The following is an 18,003-nucleotide window of genomic DNA, read 5'->3' on the forward strand; positions in this document are numbered from 1 at the left end:
CGAATTTGGCTCACGATCCCTTTGGGGATGAACCTGCCATTGCCTTGCTGAACGCGGTTTGAATGTTCGGCGGGGTTCTAGCGTTCCCGACCACCGAATTCGCGAAGATACCCGTTTTCGGGCGACAGGATGATCGACGTGCTGCCGCTCTGATTCGGTGCCCCGGCAAAGGTGGTGCGATAGGACTGCATCGCCCGCCAGAACGCGTAGAAATCGGCGTCCTTGCCAAAGCTTGCCGCATAGATGCGCGCGGCCTCCGCCTCGGCATTGGCGCGGACGACCTGCGCATCACGCTGTCCCTGTGCCGCGATCGTCGCCGCTTCCTGTTCCCGGGCCGAGCGCATCCGCGCCAGCGCCGATTCGAGCGGGCTGCCATCGGGCAGGTCGGCGTGCTTGATCCGAACGTCGACGATCTCCGCGCCGTACTGGCGCGCGGTGCGTTGCAGCGCGTTCTGGATATTGTCCATCACCGCGCCGCGCTCCGGGCTGAGCAGCGATGCGAACGGACGACGCCCCAGTTCGGCTCGCAACGCGGATGACAGCAACGGTTCCAGCTGGTTGGCGACCCGCTCTTCGGTGTTGGCGGTCGACCCGGTCGAAATCACCGCCTGCAACGGATCGACGATGCGGAACCGGGCAAAGGCATCGACCTCCAGCCGCAGCTGATCGGTCGACAGCACCGGCTGGTTGTTCAGCTCGATGTCCAGCACCCGCTTGTCGATCCACACCACCCGGTCGAAAAACGGGATCTTGGCGACCAGCCCGGCCCCGGTCCGCCCGAACGGCTGATCGGCGCGATACGGATTGAGCGTGCCGACCGGCTGCTGGAAGCGCAGGATCACTGCCTGCCGCGTCTCCGGCACGATTACGATCGTGCTGAAGAACAGGATGACCAGCACCAGCAGCGCGATGCCCGCCGCCATCGGATTGCGCAGCATACGGCTCATCGTGCGGCTCCCGTCGGCTGCGCCTGCGGCGTCGCGGGTGCCTGCGGTTCGGGCGTCGCCTGTTGCTGGCGGCGCACTTCGGGCAGCGGCAGATAGGCCTGCACGCCCGGCTGGACGATCGTCTTGTCGGCGCGGTTCAACACCTGCTCCATGGTCTCGTAATAGAGCCGCCGCCGGGTCACGTCGGGCGACAGCCGATATTGTTCGTAGATCTTGTCGAACTCGGTCGCATCACCCTGCGCCCGCGCGATCACCTGCTGCGCATAGGCGCGCGAGCGGTTGAGGTTCGACTGCGCTTCCTGTTGCGCCGCCGTCACCGCCTTGAACGCGTCGTCGACTTCGGCGGGGGCGGCCGCCTTCTGGATGCTGATGCCCAGCACGCGCACGCCCGACTGATATTCGTCGAGCAGACCCTGCATCCGCGTCTGCACCTCGGCCTCGATCTCGCCGCGGCCCGAACCGATCGCCTGCGTCAGGTTCTTGCCCGCTACCGCGGCACGCATCGCGCTCTCGGCGACGGCACGCACCGTTTCCTTCGGATTCTTGATCTCGAAGACGTAATCTTCGGGCGACTTGATGTTCCAGCGCACCGAATAGGCCAGATCGACGATATTCTGGTCACCGGTCAGCATCAGATTGGGCTGGCTGCCTTCGGGGAAAGATTCGGTGCGGGTATTCTGCACATCCTCGACCTGCACGCGCATGATCGGCGCGGGCAGGGTGAACTGGATGCCGGGGTTGAGCGTGCTGGTATATTTGCCGAACATGGTCACGACGCCACGTTCCTGCGGCCCGATCGAATGGAAGCTGGTGAAACCGATCCACACCAGCACCAGCGCCGCCACCGCCGCCAGCCACAGCCGCCCGGCATTGGCCGGAAAGGACGGTCCGCCACCCGGCCCGCCGCTGCGCGCGCGCTTCAGAAATTCGTCGAGCGAGGTCGATCCGCCGATCCGGCTGCGCTTGCCCGTGGGCGGCAGCGACCAGGGATTGCGCGGACCGTCATCGCCGCCGCCGCCCGATCCGTTGCCGGAATCGCCGCCGCCGCCCCATGGGCCCTTGTCGCTCATCCCCAGCACCTGCGCGCGTCGGCGCCACCCCATGATCCATCGCATCCTTCCTTTATAGGGGGCCGCCCTCCCTTTTACAGTGGTAACGCGCTTGGGCGACGCTACATCGCGCCCATGACCGTATCTTCGACCCCCGCCGCCGCGCTCGACGCGTTGCTCGCCCCCGTCGCCGCCGGGCGGGCGACCGTGCGAGTGACCGGCGATCAGGCGAGCATCATCCTCGACGTGACCGGCCTGCCCCCGGCGGCGCGCGACGCGCTGGAGGCGGATGTCCGCACAGTGGCGCTGACCGCGCCCGGCATCGCCGGCGTCCGCGTGGCGCAGACCAGCGAGCGCGTCGCGCAGCGCATCGTCGCGGTGGCCAGCGGCAAGGGCGGGGTCGGCAAATCGACCCTCGCCGCCAATCTCGCCATCGCGCTCGCCCGTTCGGGGCGCAAGGTGGGCATGGTCGACGCCGACATCTATGGCCCGTCGCAGCCGCGCCTGCTCGGCGTCGACGGGATCAAGGCCGAGGCGCACGACAAGAAACTGGTGCCGGTCGCGACGAAGCTGGGCGTACCGCTGCTGTCGATGGGACAGTTGGTGCCGGCCGGACAGGCGATCGCATGGCGCGGGCCGATGGCGGCCGGCGCGTTGACCCAGCTGGTCGACGCGCACTGGGACATGGCCGACACGCTGGTCGTCGACATGCCGCCGGGTACCGGCGACGTGCAACTGACCATGATCCAGAAGCACAAGCCGGCGGGCGCGGTCATCGTCTCGACGCCGCAGGACCTCGCGCTGATCGACGCCACGCGCGCGATCGACCTGTTCGTCAAGGCCGGCGTGCCGATCATCGGCCTCGTTGAAAACATGGCCGGCTATGTCTGTCCGCATTGCGGCGAGACATCGGACCCGTTCGGCAACGGTGGTGCGGAGGCGCAGGCAAAGGCGCTCGGCATCCCGTTCCTCGGCCGCATCCCATTGACGCTCGCGATTCGCAGTGCGTCCGACGCCGGCACGCCGCCTGCGGCCGGGAACGGTGCCGAAGCCGATCCGTTCAGGGATATCGCCGCACGGGTCGGCGACTGGCTGACGAGAAACTGACATGCTCGACGACAACGGCATCCGCACCCTGCTGACCGAAGCACGAACCATCGCGCTCGTCGGTGCGTCCGACCGGCCCGATCGGGCGTCCTACGGCGTGATGGCGTATCTCCAGCGGCAGGGATATCGCGTGATCCCGGTCAATCCGCAAATCACCGGCGAACATCTCCACGGCGAATTCGTGTTCCGCGATCTCGACCAGATCGGGGAGCCGATCGATATCGTCGACATCTTCCGCAACTCGGCCGCGGCTGGGGAGGTGGTCGACGCGGCGATCGCAGGCGGCGCGAAGGCGGTGTGGATGCAACTGGGGGTCGTCAACGAAGCTGCCGCCGAACGTGCGGAGGCGGCGGGCTTGCAGGTCGTCATGGATCGCTGTCCGAAGATCGAGATTCCTCGGTTGGGGGTCGCGGCGGTCGGGTAGGCTATCTCACCCTCAATCCGTTCGGTTCGAGCAGCTTCGAGCGTGTCGAGAAGCGTCTGTCGAGAACAGGTCGCTTGGGGCACACCTTGCTCGACTACGGTTCTCGACAACCTCGAACCTCCGCTCGAAGCAAACGGGTGGAGGAAGAGATCAGGGCAATCTCAAACCCGCCCGCCCAAAACCCGCGCGAACAGCCCCAGCATCCACCCCGTCGCCGTCACGAACAATGCCGGATCATAGCGCGGCCCCTCATCGCGCAGGAACGCATGCTGCGCATTCACCTCATGCCATTCATAGGCCGGGCCTGCCGCTTCCAGCGCCTCGCGGATCGCCTGCCGCCCGGCATAGGGCACATGCGGGTCCTGCCGCCCCCACACGAACAGCATCTCGCCCGCGATCTCGCCGATCCGCGACAGACTGTCGTCGCAGCGCCCCGCGCCCAGCGTCGCGGAATGGATATCGGTCGGATAGAAACACGCCGCCGCCGCCACGCGGGCGTCGAGCGCGGCGCGATAGGCGAGATGCCCGCCAAGGCACACGCCCGCCACCCCGATCCGCCCCGAACACGCCGGATGGCTGCCGAGAAAATCGAGGACCCGCGTCGCATCGGCATCGAAGCCGCCAACCGGCTTGGCGAACTTCAGGTCGTTGCCGCGATCGGTGCCCGGCTTGTCATACGCCAGCACCGTGCCGGGCGCCTCATATTCATGATATACCTCCGGCACCGCGACCACATAGCCGTGCCCGGCGATGAACGCCGCCAGCCGCCGGATCGGCGCAGTCACCTGATAGATTTCGGAATAGAGTATCACGCCCGGAAACCGTCCTTCCGCCACTGGGCGAAAGACATGGGTCCGCATCACCCCGCCATCGGCGGTGGGAAGGTCGGCAAATTCGTCGCTGCGCAGGATCATGACCGCGCCGTGCCGCCGGCGGGATCGGCTGGCAAGGGGGGAATAGGATCGCCCGGCGAGGCCGCCACCAGTTCCAGCCGCTGCGGCACCGTGCCCATCTCGATCCCCTCCGCACGGAAGCGGGTGAGCAGGTCGAGCAGGATGTTGCTGCGCGCCCGATACGCGGCCCGCGGCGATTCAACATGCCCGAAACAGTTGAACGCGATCCGGTCGTTGACGATCGCATCGATGAACGCGGCGGGAGCCGGATCGGTCAGCACCGCCGCTTCCCGGGCGAACGCGTCCATCACCAGTTGCTGGACCGCCGCCGCATCGACGGTGATCGGGACCGAAAACTGCACCTGTATCCGCCCCAGCGGGCTGGCCAGCGTCTTGTTGAGCACCGATTTGGTGATGAGTTCGGAATTGGGCACGATCAGCGTCGAATGATCGGCGAGCGTGATTTCGGTCGACCGCACGCTGATCCGCTTCACATCGCCTTCGTCGGTACCGACGCGGATCAGGTCACCGATCTTGATCGGTCGTTCGGCGAGCAGGATCAGGCCCGACACGAAATTCTGGGTGATCGCCTGCAAGCCGAACCCGATGCCGACCGACAGCGCCGATAGCAGCAGCGCGATCCGTTCGACCCCGATGCCCAGCGACGCCAGCGCCCAGATCACCGCCAGCGCAATGCCGACATAGCGTGCGACGAGGCTGACCGAATTGCGTCCGCTGCCATCCAGCTCGGTGGCGGGCAGGTATCGCCCCTCCAGCCAGCGCATGAAGGCGCGCACCAGCGTCAGCCCGATCGCGAGTACCAGCACCGATCGCAGGATCGCGCCGGGGGAGATCGTCACCCCGCCGACCTGCACCCCGCGCGCCAGATCGCCCAGCCGCGTCAGGATATCGGCTACCCCGCTGCCGCCGAACGGCAACAGCCAGAGCGCCAGCGCCAGCACCGCCAGCAGCACCCGCAGCACCCCCGACAGCAACACCCCGAACTGATCGACCGTGCCGCCGCGCAGGCCCAGTCCGCGGGTCAGCGCAAGGCCGAGCGGGCTCGATCGTTCGAACACCGTCGTCGCGACATCGTCGATCGCGGCCAGCGCCAGATAGACCGCCGCACCCAGCACCAGCGTCCACGCCGCCATCTGTCCGACCGACAGGCCGAACCCGATATACCCCGCCGCCAGCGCCAGCAGCGCGACGCCGGCGACGCACCATGCGAACAACGTGACGGCGGCCAGCCCGGTGCGCGCCGGCGCATCCTCGCCCGCGCTCGCCTCCGCCCGCAACCGGCCGATCGCGAACAATGCCCCCGCGATCAGCAGGATATGCACCAGCGCCAGCACGGCGGCGGTCGCGGTCCGCGCGGCGGCAGTGGTCCCGATCGCGCTGTGCCCGGCATCGATCGCGATCGCGAAGCCGGCGAGCAGCGCCAGCAGAAACGAATAGGGTCGCAGCCGCGCCGCGACCGCATCGCCGATCGGTGCGATCCGCCAGCTCGGGCTGCCCCGCATCAGCACCGCGCCCAGCACCGAACTGGTGAAGCCGGTAAAGCCGATCGCGACCAGCCACTGGTCGAGCATCGTGCTCCAGCCCGGCGCGACCAGCCCGGCCCAGCGCAGCCCCGTCAGCACCGCAACGGCGGCGAGCAGGGGCGCGAGCGTCCCGACAAATACCCGGCCCAGCGCATTGGCCGATCGCCGCACCCGCCGCCCCGGCGCACCCTCGATCAGCAGTCGCTGCCCGACCCGCCCGGCCGCCAGCCGCGCCGGTCCCAACAACAGGATGGCGATGGCCAGCCCCAGCAACGCCAGCCACATCCGCCCCGGCGCGGCGGCGGCGACGGTGCCGACCTCGGCAGCGACGAACCGCTCGATCCGGTGCGCATCGCGCGGCACCGCCCGGAATATCGCGCTCCAGAAGGCCGGGGTCAGCGGCGAAGCACCGCGACCGAACCATTTCTGGCTGATCTCCGCCGCCTGTCCTTCCTGGATCTCGTCGATCAACTGCTGTGCCTCGACCGACAACAGTTTGGCGCGCTTCGTCGCCGAATCGATCGTGGTCCGCTGCCGTGCCAGTGCGGTCCGCTCGCTGCGGATCGCCGGGTCCTCGCCCGATGCCGCCGGACCCAGCTGCGCCAGCCGTGCGTCGATCCGCGCCAGATCGCCGGTCAGTTGCTGCGCGGCGTCGAGGGTCGTCGCCCGCACGACCTGCGCCCGCGCCCGCAGCGCGGTACGGTCGCCCTGTTCCAGCTTCGTGTCGAGCGCCCCGTCGACCAGCCCCAATTCGCTGGCCGCACCGTCGAGCCGGGTGGTCACATCGCCGGCCGCCTGCGCCAGCGCCGGGATCGCCGTCACCATCAGCAGCAACGACAGCAGGGTTCGTAACATTGCCATCATGCCCCCGGCCTATCGCCATCGCGCCGCCGGGACAATCGCGACGCTTCCCCCGTTCGCGGACAGGCGGTAGATGGCCGGATGCTCCGCATCACCGAACTCAAACTGCCCCTCAATCACCCGGAAGAGGCGCTGACGGCCGCGATCCGCGACCGGTTGCGGATCACCCCGCGCGACCTGATCCGGTACACCGTCGCGCGCAAGGCGCATGATGCGCGCGACAAGGACGATATCCAGCTCGTCTATTCGGTCGACGTGACGGTCCGCAACGAAGCGCCGGTGCTGGCGCGCGTTCGCCGCGACCGCAATATCGGCCCCACGCCTGATACCGGCTACCGCTTCGTCGCGAAGGCACCCGCCGACTATGCCGGCCCCCGCCCGATCGTCGTCGGCGCCGGGCCGTGCGGGCTGTTCGCCGGGCTGATCCTTGCGCAGATGGGGTTCCGTCCGATCATCCTCGAACGCGGCAAGGTCGTTCGGCAGCGGACGCAGGATACCTGGGGCCTGTGGCGGCGCAGCGAACTGAACCCCGAATCGAACGTGCAGTTCGGCGAAGGGGGTGCCGGCACCTTTTCCGACGGCAAATTGTGGAGCCAGATCAAGGACCCGCGCCATCTGGGTCGCAAGGTGCTGATCGAATTCGTCAAGGCTGGCGCGCCCGAGGAAATCCTGACCGAGGCGCATCCGCATATCGGCACCTTCCGCCTCGTGCAGATGGTCGAATCGATGCGCGCGACCGTCGAGGAACTGGGCGGCGAATATCGATTCTCGCACCGGGTCGACGATATCGAAGTGGAGGAAGCGGCCGACGGCACCCGGCGGCTGACCGGCCTGACGCTGTCGACCGGCGAGACGCTGTCGACCGACGCCCCCGTCGTGTTCGCCCTCGGCCACAGTGCCCGCGACACCTTTCACATGCTGTACGATCGCGGCGTGTTCCTCGAACCCAAGCCGTTTTCGATCGGCGTACGCGTGGAACATCCGCAAAGCTGGATCGATCAGGCGCGCTTCGGTGCCTGCGCCGGCCATCCCGATCTGGGTGCCGCCGCCTATACGCTGTCGCACCACTGCACCAATGCGCGCACCGTCTACAGTTTCTGCATGTGTCCGGGCGGCACCGTCGTCGCCGCGACCTCCGAACCCGGGCGCGTCGCGACCAACGGCATGAGCCAATATTCGCGCAACGAACGCAACGCCAATTCGGGCATCGTCGTCGGCATCGATCCGGCGCGCGATTATCCGGGTCATCCGCTGGCGGGAATCGCGCTGCAACGCCATTGGGAGGAACGCGCCTATGCGGCGGGCGGCGGCGACTATCGCGCGCCGGCACAGCTGATCGGCGACTTCCTCGCGGGCCGGCCGTCGACCGAGTTGCGCAGCGTCGTTCCGTCCTATCGTCCGGGGGTGCAGCTGACCGATCTGGCCGAATGCCTGCCCGATTTCGTCGTGGCGGCGATGCGCGAGGCGCTGGTCGCGTTCGGCCGCACGATTCCGGGATATGACCATCCCGATGCGGTGATGACGGGGGTGGAGACCCGGACCTCGTCGCCGGTGCGGATCACGCGGGGTGATGACTTTCAAAGCCTCAACACCGCCAACCTGTTCCCTGCCGGCGAAGGGGCCGGCTATGCCGGTGGCATCCTGTCGGCGGCGGTCGATGGCATCAAGGTCGCGGAGGCGGTCGGCCGCGCCCTGACCGGTAAATAGATCAGGCGATCGGCACGACCGGCGCGGCGGCCGACAGCAACAGGGCGGAGACGAAGAACGCGGCGAAGGCGGCGGCGAACTGCTGGCGAAGGTCGAGGCGGATCATGGTGGTAACTCCCTGCTTGCCGTGCGAACCATCTCGCCGGCGATGCCAACAGCTTTGCAGGGGCCGTGCCAATTCTTTAACGTATTGTTTTATATAGATTTTACTGGAAACTGTCGGAGTTGCGTCGCGATATTGGCGCAATTTCCGCCAGCAGTTAGCCGGTTTCGCCAACCATTTGGTCCCGGCCACCACGCTTCGCCGCATAGAGCAGCTGGTCCGCCCGGCCGACGCCGTCGACGATCGTCTCGCCGGGCCGCAACGTCACCAGACCGGCCGACATGGTGACGCCCTCGATCACCGTATCGGTCTCGCGCAGGCGGTAGCGGCGCGCACCGACCGCACGGCGCGCCCGTTCGAGCATGTCGAATGCCGTCGCCCGGTCGACGCCGCCGATCAGCAATGCGAATTCCTCGCCGCCATAGCGCGCGACCAGATGCCCGGCACATTCGCGGTCCAGCGTCGCCGCAATCGCCTTCAGCACGCGGTCGCCGACCGGATGGCCGTATTGATCGTTGACCGACTTGAAGTGATCGACGTCGCACAGCGCGACATGGAACGGGCCGTCGTCGCGATCGGTCGACGCCGATTCGAACGCACGACGATTGGGCAGTTCGGTCAGCGGATCGCGCCGGGCATCCTCGTGCGCGACGGCCAGTTCCTGCCGCAACGCGCTCGCCTCGCGCGTCGCCTGTGCCAGCCGCGTTTCGGCGATATCGACCCGTGCCCGCATCGACGCGGTGATTCGCGCGAGTTCGGCGATCGCCGAGACGACGTCGGTCCCCGGCACGGCGCTCAGCGCATCGGCACTGGCCGCCAGATCGCGACCGAAATCGCGGGTTTCGTTGTGGATCGCCGACACCATCGATTCGAACCCGGCGACCTGCCGCTGGGTTTCGGCGGCCCGTTCGGCGTCGGGGGCAGCGGCAGGGGCCGATCCGGACGGCGGCGGAACCGGGTCGGCGGGACCGGGCGACCGAATACCGGCCTCGATGGCGTTGCCGAGCATCTCGACCTCGCCGCTGCTCAGACGAAAGCCGCCATCGGTCCGCCGCGCGACTTCGCGGGCAAGCGCGCCCGCCGGATCGCTCATGACCCGGTAGGCAAAGGTGTAGTTGACGGGCGTGGGTTCGAGCCGCTGGTCTTCGAGGAAAGTGAGGATCGCACGAACCAGGCCGTTGCCGGCCGGGGTCACGCTACCGATTCTTTCCATATACACCGCGCATGTCCCTCCGCCCACCAAACCGTGAGCAGGAGGGATAGGCTGGCTTTGCTAAGATCGGGTTGCCCGGCGATTCACGATTGATGCACGATTACCGCACCGGTCACGGTTCGCCTCAGCGCGGCGCGGCGAGGCCGCGTACCGCCGCCAGCGTGGTGCGGACATGGTCGGCGGGGTTCATGTCCGAATGGACGAAGGCGATCCGGCCATCGCGTCCAATGACATAGCTGGTGCGCGTGGTCATCGTACGCGCCTTGCCATCGGCGGCGGCGGGGCGGTTGAGCGCGACGTCGAACCCCTGGATCACGCGCGGACCGGCGCTGGCGACGGCGAAACGCCCTGCGCAATGTTCGTTCGAAAATGCCTGCAGCTTGTCGATCGGGTCGGCCGACATGCCGATCACGGTCGCGCCCGCCGCCTTGAACTGGTCGACCGAATCGGCAAACGCCTTCGCCTCGGCATTGCAGCCACCGGTGAATGCCGCGGGGAAGAAGTACAGAACCACCGGCCCCTTGCGCAGCTGCGACCGCAGGTTGAGCGTGAACGCCTTGCCCGCGATCGCCGCCTGTGTGGTGAAATCGGGTGCCTTCGCACCGGGCGCGAGCGCGGCGGACAGCGGCGCGGCGAAGGGCAGGGTCAGGGCGGCGGCAAGCAGGGCGATACGCATCGGGCGGTTCCTTGGTCGAAAGGTCGTCGTGAGAACGGAGTATGCTAACGCGTGAAGGCGATGCCCAGACGCGCGCTCGAACTGCGCAGACGATAATCGTCGATCGCCTCGCCGTAACCGCTGAACGCCTGTCCGAAAACGTACAGTCCGGTGCCGCCACCGATCCGGGTGAGCGGGTAGGAAGCGAACACCTCGCCCGCGCGCCGGCTGCCCGCCGGATTGCGCAGTGAGGCGGCGATGCGCAAGCCATCGGTCTGCCCGATCGCGGCCCCCAGCGACCAATTGCCCCAATAGCGGTCGAGATCGCGATAGCCGGTACCGACATAGGTCCACAGCTTCGGCGTCACCTCGCCGCGCCAGTCGCCGCCGATCGGCACCGTATAGCCGGCCGAGACGAACAGGCGGTTCACGTCGATCGATCCGGCATCGCGCCCGTTCGAATCATGGGCATAGCCGACCGCACCGACGACATCGTCGCGCAGCGCGCGCTGATAATAGACTTCGGGGCTGTAGGTGGTGGACCGGAACGGCCCGGACGGCTGGTCGATCGCCCAGAACATCGTCTGCGTCCATGCAACGCGCACCCCGTCGAGCGCGCCGGCACCGTCGAACGGGCGGACCGCGAGGCTGAATTGCAGCTTCGCTCCGTCCGATCCGAGGCCGAACACGCCGTAGATCGGCGCATGCGGTTCGAACCGGTCGAGAAAGCCCGATGTGGCACCTGCCGCCGTTGCGACGGTCGATTCGCCGCCCGGCACGGTCACCGGCGCGGCTGGCGCGACCTGCGCGACCGCCGACGGGGCGACCCGGTAACGCAGCGCCCGAAACCCGCCCGGCGCGACGGTGGCCGCCATCGGTTCGGCCGGCACGATCCGCAACCGCGCACCGTCGCCGGTAACGACCGTCATCTCGGCCGGTACCACTTTGACCGCTTCGCCGCCTTCGTTGAGCGCGAATACCTGTACCCCCGCCTCCGCCGCGGCGACCGAAGCGGGCGGTTCGGCGACGATCCGAACTTGTGGCGGGGCGGCGAGCAGCAGGGCGAGCGCGATCATGGCCCCATCTGTGCCAGCCATTTGCGACAACCGCGAGCATCGTTTGCGCTTTGCCCGCTCCACCGCCTATCTGACGGTTCGCAATGCAAAGGCCCATCATGCCCGTCACCGCCGCCGACCTGACCCTTGCCGCGCACCTGGCCGACGCCGCCGGTGCCGCGATCCGCCCGCGCTTCCGCAGCGACTATGGCCTCGAAATCAAGGACGACGCCTCGCCGGTGACGCTCGCCGATCGCGAGGCGGAGGCGGCGATGCGGGTTCTGATCGAGCGCGAACGACCCTCGGACGGTATTCAGGGCGAGGAATATGGTGTCCGCGACGGGACCAGCGGGCGGATATGGGTGCTCGACCCGATCGACGGCACCCGGTCGTTCATCGCCGGACGGCCGATCTTCGGTACGCTGATCGCGCTGGTCGAGGATGGCTGGCCGGTGCTGGGGGTCATCGACCAGCCGATCATCGGCGAACGCTGGGTCGGGGCGATCGGGCGCGGCACGACCTTCAACGGGCAACCGGCCCGGACCCGTCGCTGCCGCGATCTGGCCGACGCATTGCTGGCGACGACCAGTCCGGCCCTGTTCGACGACGGGCAGTTGCACGGCTTCGAACATGTCGAGGCAAAGGTGCGCTCGACCGTGCTGGGCGGCGATTGCTATTCCTATGGCACGCTGGCGTCGGGGCATATCGACGTGGTGGTCGAAGCGGGGCTGAAGCTGCACGATTTCGCCGCGCTGGTACCGGTGGTCGAGGGCGCGGGCGGCACGATGAGCGACTGGTCGGGCGATCCGCTCCATGCCGGCAGCATCGGCGAGGTGATCGCGCTGGGCGATGCTGCGCGGCTGGAGGATGTCGTCGAACTGCTCGCCTGTCGCGGCAGGTAACGCGCTTTCCACGCAACCCGCGGCGGACCGCATCGTTGAAGGTGGCATCACCCCGCCAGCGAAGGAAATTGTCATGGGTCTGTTTTCAAAGGATATCGCGACGCTCGACGACCTGTTCGTCCACCAGCTTCAGGACATTTTCTACGCCGAGAACCAGATTACCAAGGCGCTGCCGAAGATGATCGCCAAGGCGACCGATCCCGAACTGAAGGCCGGATTCGAACGCCATTTGGCCGAAACCGAAGGGCAGATCCGCCGGCTGGAACAGGTGTTCGAGCTGCACGGCGCAACCAAGAAGGCGGTGACCTGCCCGGCGATCGACGGCATCATCAAGGAAGCGAACGAGGTCGCCGGCGAGATTGCCGACAAAAAGGTGCTCGACGCCGCCCTTATCGCATCGGCACAGGCGGTCGAGCATTATGAGATCACCCGCTATGGCACGCTGATCGCATGGGCACGGCAGCTGGGACGAGAGGATATCGCCGCGCTGCTCGCCGAAACGCTGGCGGAAGAACGCGCTACCGACGAGAAGCTGACGTCGATGGCCGAGCACAAGGTCAACGCGCAGGCCGAACTCGCCGAGGCATGATGCGCGCGGGGCGGCATCGTGCCGCCCCGATCGTTGAAGACCCGTTTGGAACGCGCGGAAGGGCGCGTTTCGAAGCGGAGTGTCAGTTGGTCGGTGCCGACAGGATGGTGCGCGGCTTGCGGGTGCAATATTGCTGCGATCCCAGCAGCCCGCATTGCCGCCCATCCTGCTTCAATCCATCGGCCTTGCGGTCGAACGCCGGTTCGTCGCTGTCGCCCAGCCGGAAGCGCTCGTTGCGCCGTTCCGGACAGCCCAGCGCGCGCGGCGTGACCGCACAATCGACGGGTTCGGCCACGTTCAGTTTCGTCACCACCGGCGCCGATTGCAGGACCAGCGCGAACAACAGCGTCATCGACATGGCACGCTCCCCGAAAAACCTACGCTTCCGAACCCGTTGTCAGCGCTTTGGTTGCCTATTTCGCCAGCGGCCGGGGCGCGGCGATACTGCCGCCGCGCCGGGTGGACGCAGTTACGCCGACGAACCCGCAGCCCTGCAGAAACGCAGCCGTCCCGCAGGACGGTTGCGGTACCGCCAGCAACCGTTCGCGCTCGCCCAGCGCATCGACCGCACGGGGGTCGCCGTCGGCCGGCGGCGTCGACAGCGGTACGCGGAACCGGTCGGCGTTGCGCCGCGCACACACCACGATTTCGTCGGCATCGGCATCGGCGTGGCACGCCTGCGCGACCTGCGTCAGGCTGCGCGCCCGCGCGATCATCGCCGCCGCCCGGCCTTCGTCCTGCACCATCGCCAGCAACGCCACCCATGCCGTCATGCCCATGCCTCCCCGAAGCGAACGACACAGGTATCGAACGATGCGGCTTGCCGGGCAAGGGTCGGTCGCCTATCGCTTGTTTAATATGTTTAACAGCCCGGAGCCTCACCATATGCAGCCTGTCAGCAACACGCTCGACCGCGTCCTCGTTCTCGAAATGGTGCGCGTCACCGAAGCTGCGGCGATCGCCGCGTCGACGCTGGTCGGGCGGGGCGATGAAAAGGCTGCCGACGCCGCCGCCGTCGAAGCGATGCGCGCCGCGCTGAACGAACTCGACATGGACGGCACCGTCGTGATCGGCGAGGGCGAGCGCGACGAAGCGCCGATGCTGTTCATCGGCGAGAAGGTCGGCACCGGCAACGGCCCCGAAATCGACATCGCGCTCGACCCGCTGGAAGGGACCACGATCTGCGCCACCGCCGGTCCGAACAGCCTGGCCGTGCTGGCGATCGCGGAAAAGGGTGGGCTGCTGAACGCGCCCGACGTCTATATGGACAAGATCGCGTGCGGTCCGGGCTATCCCGACGGCGTCATCGACCTCGACCGGTCGCCGACCGAGAATGTGACGGCGGTGGCCACGGCCAAGGGCGTCGATCCGCGCGACATCATCGTCTGCGTCCTCGACCGCCCGCGTCATGGCGCGCTGATCGCCGAATTGCGGTCGGTCGGCTGCGGCGTGATGCTGATCGGCGATGGCGACGTGGCGGGCGTGATCGCGACCAGCGATCCCGACACCACCATCGACCTGTATATGGGGTCGGGCGGCGCACCGGAGGGCGTGCTGGCGGCAGCGGCGCTGCGCTGCGTCGGCGGGCAGTTCAAGGGCCGGCTGCTGTTCCGCAACGACGACGAACGCGCGCGTGCCGCCAAATGGGGCGTCACCGACCTCGACAAGCAGTACGACCTGACCGAACTGGCGCGCGGCGACTGCATCTTCGCGGCGACCGGCGTGACCGACGGTTCGCTGCTCGCCGGGGTGAAGCGGCTGAAGGGCAAGATGACCACCGAAAGCGTCGTGATGCGCGCCAGTTCGGGCACGGTCCGCTGGGTGAAGGGCGAACACCGGCTGTAAGCGGGCGGGCGGCACCCGCTTTCTACTCCCCTCCCTGACAAGGGAGGGGCTGGGGGTGGGTCGGTTCGTTGCGGCGCGCTGACCGTTCCTCGCTGGCCGACCCACCCCCGCCCCCTCCCTTGTCAGGGAGGGGAGTTATCTCGCAACCCATGGGTTCACGCCGCGTTCAATGCGCCGATCCTACCCCGGCACCATGATACGGAGATTCCCCATCCGCCCGCTCGCTTTCGCCGTCGCCCTTGCCGCCCCGGTCGCGCTATCTGCGCAGGCACCGCGGAACGATCTCGCCTCGGTTCAGCGGCATCTGTCGGCGACGCAGACGATGACCGCCGATTTCAGCCAGACCGATCGCAACGGCCGCGTGCTGACCGGGCAACTGACGCTCAAGAAGCCGGGCAAGATCCGCTTCCAGTATCAAAAGGGCGTGCCGATCCTGCTCGTGTCGGATGGCAAATCACTCTACTTCCTCGACTATCAGGTCGGGCAGAAGCAACGCTGGCCGATCGGCAACTCGCCGCTCGGTATCCTGCTGAACCCCGAACGCGACGCATCGAAATTCGCGCGGGTCGTGCCGTCGAACGATCCGCGTATCGTCAGCGTCGAGGCCTATGACCCGAAACGTCCCGAATATGGCCGGATCACGATGGTGTTCGCGCGCCAGCCCTCCGCCCCCGCCGGGCTGATGCTGCAGGGTTGGGTCGCGCTCGATGCGCAGGCGAACCGGACCACGGTCCGCCTGACCAACCAGAAGTTCAACGTCCCGGTCGCCGACAATGCGTTCCGGTTCAACGAACCCAGCCGTCCGCGGCGATAGGCGCACCGTCGCGGCCGACCTGTTTCAGCGCAAACCGATTCGCGAGTGGCCGGCGATGCCGATACCGGCGAATGACACGCGGCCCGCTGCATTTGTCGCGGTTCAACGCATATGTCCGGTATTTTTAGAAAATTACAGAAAGCGTTCATGTTGGCGACAGGTTCGCAGCCCTAAGGCTGATCTCGCGGTGTTGGAGCGCGTCCGGGATTTTCCCCCCTGTTGCCCGGGTCTTCAACGCCCGCCTGCGTAACGAACGCCAGGTCGGCCCTCGCTCCATGCCCCCGGAGCGGGGGCCTTTCCATGTCTGGCGCAGGCGCTGCTCCGACGATACAGGCGCTGCATGGACACGCTTTCGGTCGCTTCGTGGAACATCAACTCGGTCCGCTTCCGCATGGACATCGTCGAACAATTCCTGCGCGAGGCGCAGCCCGATGTGCTCTGCCTTCAGGAAACGAAGGTCGAAAATCGCGATTTCCCGTACGAACCGCTGCGGCGGCTGGGCTATACCCATATCGCGATCAACGGGCAGCGGATGCACCACGGCGTCGCGGTGATCTCGAAAGTGCCGCTGGCCGAGGATGACCGGCTCGACTGGCAGGCCAATGGCGAGGCGCGGCATCTGGGCGTGCGGCTGGCCAACGGCCTCAGGATCGAGAACGTCTATATCCCCGCCGGCGGCGACGTGCCCGACCGGGAGGTGAACCCGAAATTCGGGCAGAAGCTCGATTTCCTCGAACGCATGATCGAATGGTCGCACGGCCTGTCGAGCATTCCGACGCTGCTGGTCGGCGATTTCAACGTCGCCCCGCTCGAAAGCGATGTGTGGAGCCACAAGCAATTGCTCGACGTGGTCAGCCATACGCCGATCGAGGTCGCGACGCTGGCGCGGTTGCAGGCGGCGAACGACTGGGTCGATCTGGGCCGTCATTTCGTGCCGGCACCGCAGCGGCTCTATACGTGGTGGAGCTACCGCGCGAAGGATTGGGCGGTGTCGGATCGCGGACGGCGGCTCGACCATATGTGGGCCAGCCGCGACGTCGCGGCAAAGGCGGTCGCGCACCGCGTCCATGAACCGTGCCGCAGCTGGCTGAAGCCGAGCGACCATATCCCGATCGTCACCGAGTTCGCGTTTTGAGCGAGACCCGCGACGTCGCCCGCGCGATCGATGCGCTGCGCCGCGGCTGGCCGATCGCCATCGCCGCGCCGGGCGAGCCGGTGCTGACGCTGCTGCCGATCGAGACCGCCGATCCCGAACGGCTGGCGCGGTTCGATCCCGATGGTACCGGCCATATCCTGTTGTCGTTCGGCCGGGCCGAAACGCTGCGGATCGTCAACCAGCGCGCCGCCGCCCAACCCGATCATCCGGTGGCGATCCGGCGCGAGGCATGGACCGACTTCGCCGCCGCGACGGCGCTGGCCGACCCGCAACTCGACCTCGCCACGCCGATGAAGGGGCCGTTTCGCAGCATCGACGTGGCAGCTCCGGTCGCCGCGACCGCCGCGCTGCGCCTCGCCCGGGTGGCCGGCCTGCTGCCCGCCTTCGTCGCGGACGGCACCGATGCGGAGGTGACGATCACCCCGCAAGCGATCGATGCGCATGAGGATGCCAATCGGCTCGCGATCGTCACCCGCGCGCGACTGCCGGTGGCGGGGGCCGAGGACAGCGAGATCGTCGCGTTCCGCACGCCCGATGCGGCGGGCGAGCATGTCGCACTGGTCATCGGTCAGCCCGACGGGCACCCGCCGCTGGTCCGGCTGCACAGCGAATGCCTGACCGGGGATGTGCTCGGCAGCCTGAAATGCGATTGCGGGCCGCAGCTCCATGCCGCGATCCACGCCATCGCCGATGCGAACTGGGGCATCCTGCTGTATCTGCGGCAGGAAGGACGCGGGATCGGGCTGGTCAACAAGCTGCGCGCCTATGCGCTGCAGGATCAGGGGTTCGACACGGTCGACGCCAATACCCGGCTCGGCTTCGCCATCGATGCGCGCGATTTCGGCGTCGCCGGGCGGATGCTGGCGCTGCTCGGCCAGCGGCAGATCCGGTTGCTGACCAACAACCCGGCCAAGGTCGCCGGGCTGGAAGCAACGGGTATTACTGTCATCGAACGGGTCGCGCATCACCTGCCGGCTAATCCGCATAACGAACGCTATCTGGCAACGAAGCGCGATCGTACCGGGCATCAGCTATAGGGCGCGACAGCTCCCCGCCCTGGAAGGGAGGGGTTGGGGGTGGGTTGGCCGGTTGTCGCACGGTCACCGTCCCACGCAGGCCAACCCACCCCCGCCCCTCCC

Annotated in this window: 18 protein-coding genes; 9 read left to right on the top strand and 9 right to left on the bottom strand. The window is 67.5% G+C overall.

The window, feature by feature from the left end:
• Window positions 1-77: 77 nt before the first annotated feature.
• Both hflC and hflK read right to left on the bottom strand, forming a co-directional pair.
• Entirely contained in the window at window positions 78-947 is an 870-nt protein-coding gene (gene hflC, locus ASE70_RS07235; RefSeq protein ID WP_056395321.1) for a protease modulator HflC, read from the bottom strand.
• Window positions 944-2,017, bottom strand: coding sequence for a protease modulator HflK (gene hflK / locus ASE70_RS07240; RefSeq protein ID WP_235519659.1), 1,074 nt, complete (start codon window positions 2,015-2,017; stop codon window positions 944-946). Before hflK ends, hflC begins: the two co-directional genes overlap by 4 nt.
• Before the next feature lie 114 nt (window positions 2,018-2,131).
• On the opposite strand from hflK, the gene ASE70_RS07245 reads away from it, so the two are divergent.
• Both ASE70_RS07245 and ASE70_RS07250 read left to right on the top strand, forming a co-directional pair.
• Window positions 2,132-3,103: an Mrp/NBP35 family ATP-binding protein gene (locus ASE70_RS07245; RefSeq protein ID WP_056502957.1), complete on the top strand. Its 972-nt coding sequence runs from the start codon at window positions 2,132-2,134 to the stop codon at window positions 3,101-3,103.
• A gap of 1 nt (window position 3,104) precedes the next feature.
• A complete protein-coding gene (locus tag ASE70_RS07250; protein ID WP_056502958.1) occupies window positions 3,105-3,527 on the top strand; it encodes a CoA-binding protein in 423 nt (140 codons plus the stop codon).
• Window positions 3,528-3,688: 161 nt separating this feature from the next.
• On the opposite strand, the gene ASE70_RS07255 is transcribed toward ASE70_RS07250, so the two are convergent.
• Both ASE70_RS07255 and ASE70_RS07260 read right to left on the bottom strand, forming a co-directional pair.
• Complete coding sequence (locus ASE70_RS07255) at window positions 3,689-4,441, bottom strand: dienelactone hydrolase family protein (RefSeq protein ID WP_056502961.1); 753 nt, start codon at window positions 4,439-4,441, stop codon at window positions 3,689-3,691.
• On the bottom strand, window positions 4,438-6,828 hold the full coding sequence (locus ASE70_RS07260; RefSeq protein ID WP_056502965.1) for a DUF3772 domain-containing protein: 2,391 nt from the start codon (window positions 6,826-6,828) through the stop codon (window positions 4,438-4,440). The genes ASE70_RS07255 and ASE70_RS07260 overlap by 4 nt, the downstream gene beginning before the upstream one ends.
• Before the next feature lie 78 nt (window positions 6,829-6,906).
• Here ASE70_RS07260 and ASE70_RS07265 point away from each other — a divergent pair, with 78 nt between their 5' ends.
• The gene (locus ASE70_RS07265; RefSeq protein WP_056502967.1) at window positions 6,907-8,532 is read left to right on the top strand and encodes an NAD(P)/FAD-dependent oxidoreductase; all 1,626 of its coding nucleotides are present in this window, start codon (window positions 6,907-6,909) and stop codon (window positions 8,530-8,532) included.
• A 260-nt stretch (window positions 8,533-8,792) separates the two neighbouring features.
• On the opposite strand, the gene ASE70_RS07270 is transcribed toward ASE70_RS07265, so the two are convergent.
• From ASE70_RS07270 to ASE70_RS07280, 3 genes are all read right to left on the bottom strand, one after another.
• On the bottom strand, window positions 8,793-9,830 hold the full coding sequence (locus ASE70_RS07270) for a GGDEF domain-containing protein (RefSeq protein WP_162235942.1): 1,038 nt from the start codon (window positions 9,828-9,830) through the stop codon (window positions 8,793-8,795).
• A 142-nt stretch (window positions 9,831-9,972) separates the two neighbouring features.
• Window positions 9,973-10,524: a peroxiredoxin gene (locus ASE70_RS07275; RefSeq protein WP_056395295.1), complete on the bottom strand. Its 552-nt coding sequence runs from the start codon at window positions 10,522-10,524 to the stop codon at window positions 9,973-9,975.
• A 44-nt stretch (window positions 10,525-10,568) separates the two neighbouring features.
• Window positions 10,569-11,579, bottom strand: coding sequence for a phospholipase A (locus tag ASE70_RS07280; RefSeq protein ID WP_056502972.1), 1,011 nt, complete (start codon window positions 11,577-11,579; stop codon window positions 10,569-10,571).
• A gap of 98 nt (window positions 11,580-11,677) precedes the next feature.
• Here ASE70_RS07280 and hisN point away from each other — a divergent pair, with 98 nt between their 5' ends.
• Both hisN and ASE70_RS07290 read left to right on the top strand, forming a co-directional pair.
• Window positions 11,678-12,460: a histidinol-phosphatase gene (gene hisN / locus ASE70_RS07285; RefSeq protein WP_056502975.1), complete on the top strand. Its 783-nt coding sequence runs from the start codon at window positions 11,678-11,680 to the stop codon at window positions 12,458-12,460.
• A 73-nt stretch (window positions 12,461-12,533) separates the two neighbouring features.
• Window positions 12,534-13,049, top strand: a complete 516-nt coding sequence (locus ASE70_RS07290; RefSeq protein WP_056502977.1) for a YciE/YciF ferroxidase family protein — start codon at window positions 12,534-12,536, stop codon at window positions 13,047-13,049.
• Window positions 13,050-13,131: 82 nt separating this feature from the next.
• Here ASE70_RS07290 and ASE70_RS07295 read toward each other — a convergent pair whose 3' ends face one another.
• Both ASE70_RS07295 and ASE70_RS07300 read right to left on the bottom strand, forming a co-directional pair.
• Window positions 13,132-13,407, bottom strand: a complete 276-nt coding sequence (locus tag ASE70_RS07295; RefSeq protein ID WP_056502980.1) for a hypothetical protein — start codon at window positions 13,405-13,407, stop codon at window positions 13,132-13,134.
• Between the two features lie 55 nt (window positions 13,408-13,462).
• Window positions 13,463-13,822 carry a hypothetical protein gene (locus tag ASE70_RS07300; RefSeq protein WP_156356080.1) on the bottom strand — a complete coding sequence of 120 codons (360 nt, stop codon included), beginning with the start codon at window positions 13,820-13,822 and terminating at the stop codon, window positions 13,463-13,465.
• Between the two features lie 112 nt (window positions 13,823-13,934).
• Here ASE70_RS07300 and glpX point away from each other — a divergent pair, with 112 nt between their 5' ends.
• The 4 genes from glpX to ribA all read left to right on the top strand — a co-directional run bounded on the left by glpX (window position 13,935) and on the right by ribA (window position 17,901).
• The gene (gene glpX, locus ASE70_RS07305) at window positions 13,935-14,894 is read left to right on the top strand and encodes a class II fructose-bisphosphatase (protein WP_056395276.1); all 960 of its coding nucleotides are present in this window, start codon (window positions 13,935-13,937) and stop codon (window positions 14,892-14,894) included.
• Between the two features lie 193 nt (window positions 14,895-15,087).
• Window positions 15,088-15,708 carry a LolA family protein gene (locus ASE70_RS07310; RefSeq protein ID WP_156356081.1) on the top strand — a complete coding sequence of 207 codons (621 nt, stop codon included), beginning with the start codon at window positions 15,088-15,090 and terminating at the stop codon, window positions 15,706-15,708.
• Window positions 15,709-16,048: 340 nt separating this feature from the next.
• Entirely contained in the window at window positions 16,049-16,843 is a 795-nt protein-coding gene (locus ASE70_RS07315; protein WP_056502984.1) for an exodeoxyribonuclease III, read from the top strand.
• Window positions 16,840-17,901: a GTP cyclohydrolase II gene (ribA, locus tag ASE70_RS07320; RefSeq protein WP_056395264.1), complete on the top strand. Its 1,062-nt coding sequence runs from the start codon at window positions 16,840-16,842 to the stop codon at window positions 17,899-17,901. The genes ASE70_RS07315 and ribA overlap by 4 nt, the downstream gene beginning before the upstream one ends.
• The last annotated feature ends 102 nt before the right edge of the window (window positions 17,902-18,003 follow it).

The sequence above is a fragment of the Sphingomonas sp. Leaf22 genome (genome assembly GCF_001421715.1).
GTDB lineage: Bacteria > Pseudomonadota > Alphaproteobacteria > Sphingomonadales > Sphingomonadaceae > Sphingomonas.

Coding starts and splice junctions, on each gene's coding strand:
- hflC (WP_056395321.1), bottom strand. CDS start 947: ATGAGCCGTATGCTGCGCAATCCGATGGCGGCGGGCATCGCGCTGCTG.
- hflK (WP_235519659.1), bottom strand. CDS start 2,017: ATGAGCGACAAGGGCCCATGGGGCGGCGGCGGCGATTCCGGCAACGGA.
- ASE70_RS07245 (WP_056502957.1), top strand. CDS start 2,132: ATGACCGTATCTTCGACCCCCGCCGCCGCGCTCGACGCGTTGCTCGCC.
- ASE70_RS07250 (WP_056502958.1), top strand. CDS start 3,105: ATGCTCGACGACAACGGCATCCGCACCCTGCTGACCGAAGCACGAACC.
- ASE70_RS07255 (WP_056502961.1), bottom strand. CDS start 4,441: ATGATCCTGCGCAGCGACGAATTTGCCGACCTTCCCACCGCCGATGGC.
- ASE70_RS07260 (WP_056502965.1), bottom strand. CDS start 6,828: ATGATGGCAATGTTACGAACCCTGCTGTCGTTGCTGCTGATGGTGACG.
- ASE70_RS07265 (WP_056502967.1), top strand. CDS start 6,907: ATGCTCCGCATCACCGAACTCAAACTGCCCCTCAATCACCCGGAAGAG.
- ASE70_RS07275 (WP_056395295.1), bottom strand. CDS start 10,524: ATGCGTATCGCCCTGCTTGCCGCCGCCCTGACCCTGCCCTTCGCCGCG.
- ASE70_RS07280 (WP_056502972.1), bottom strand. CDS start 11,579: ATGATCGCGCTCGCCCTGCTGCTCGCCGCCCCGCCACAAGTTCGGATC.
- hisN (WP_056502975.1), top strand. CDS start 11,678: ATGCCCGTCACCGCCGCCGACCTGACCCTTGCCGCGCACCTGGCCGAC.
- ASE70_RS07290 (WP_056502977.1), top strand. CDS start 12,534: ATGGGTCTGTTTTCAAAGGATATCGCGACGCTCGACGACCTGTTCGTC.
- ASE70_RS07295 (WP_056502980.1), bottom strand. CDS start 13,407: ATGTCGATGACGCTGTTGTTCGCGCTGGTCCTGCAATCGGCGCCGGTG.
- ASE70_RS07300 (WP_156356080.1), bottom strand. CDS start 13,822: ATGACGGCATGGGTGGCGTTGCTGGCGATGGTGCAGGACGAAGGCCGG.
- glpX (WP_056395276.1), top strand. CDS start 13,935: ATGCAGCCTGTCAGCAACACGCTCGACCGCGTCCTCGTTCTCGAAATG.
- ASE70_RS07310 (WP_156356081.1), top strand. CDS start 15,088: ATGATACGGAGATTCCCCATCCGCCCGCTCGCTTTCGCCGTCGCCCTT.
- ASE70_RS07315 (WP_056502984.1), top strand. CDS start 16,049: ATGGACACGCTTTCGGTCGCTTCGTGGAACATCAACTCGGTCCGCTTC.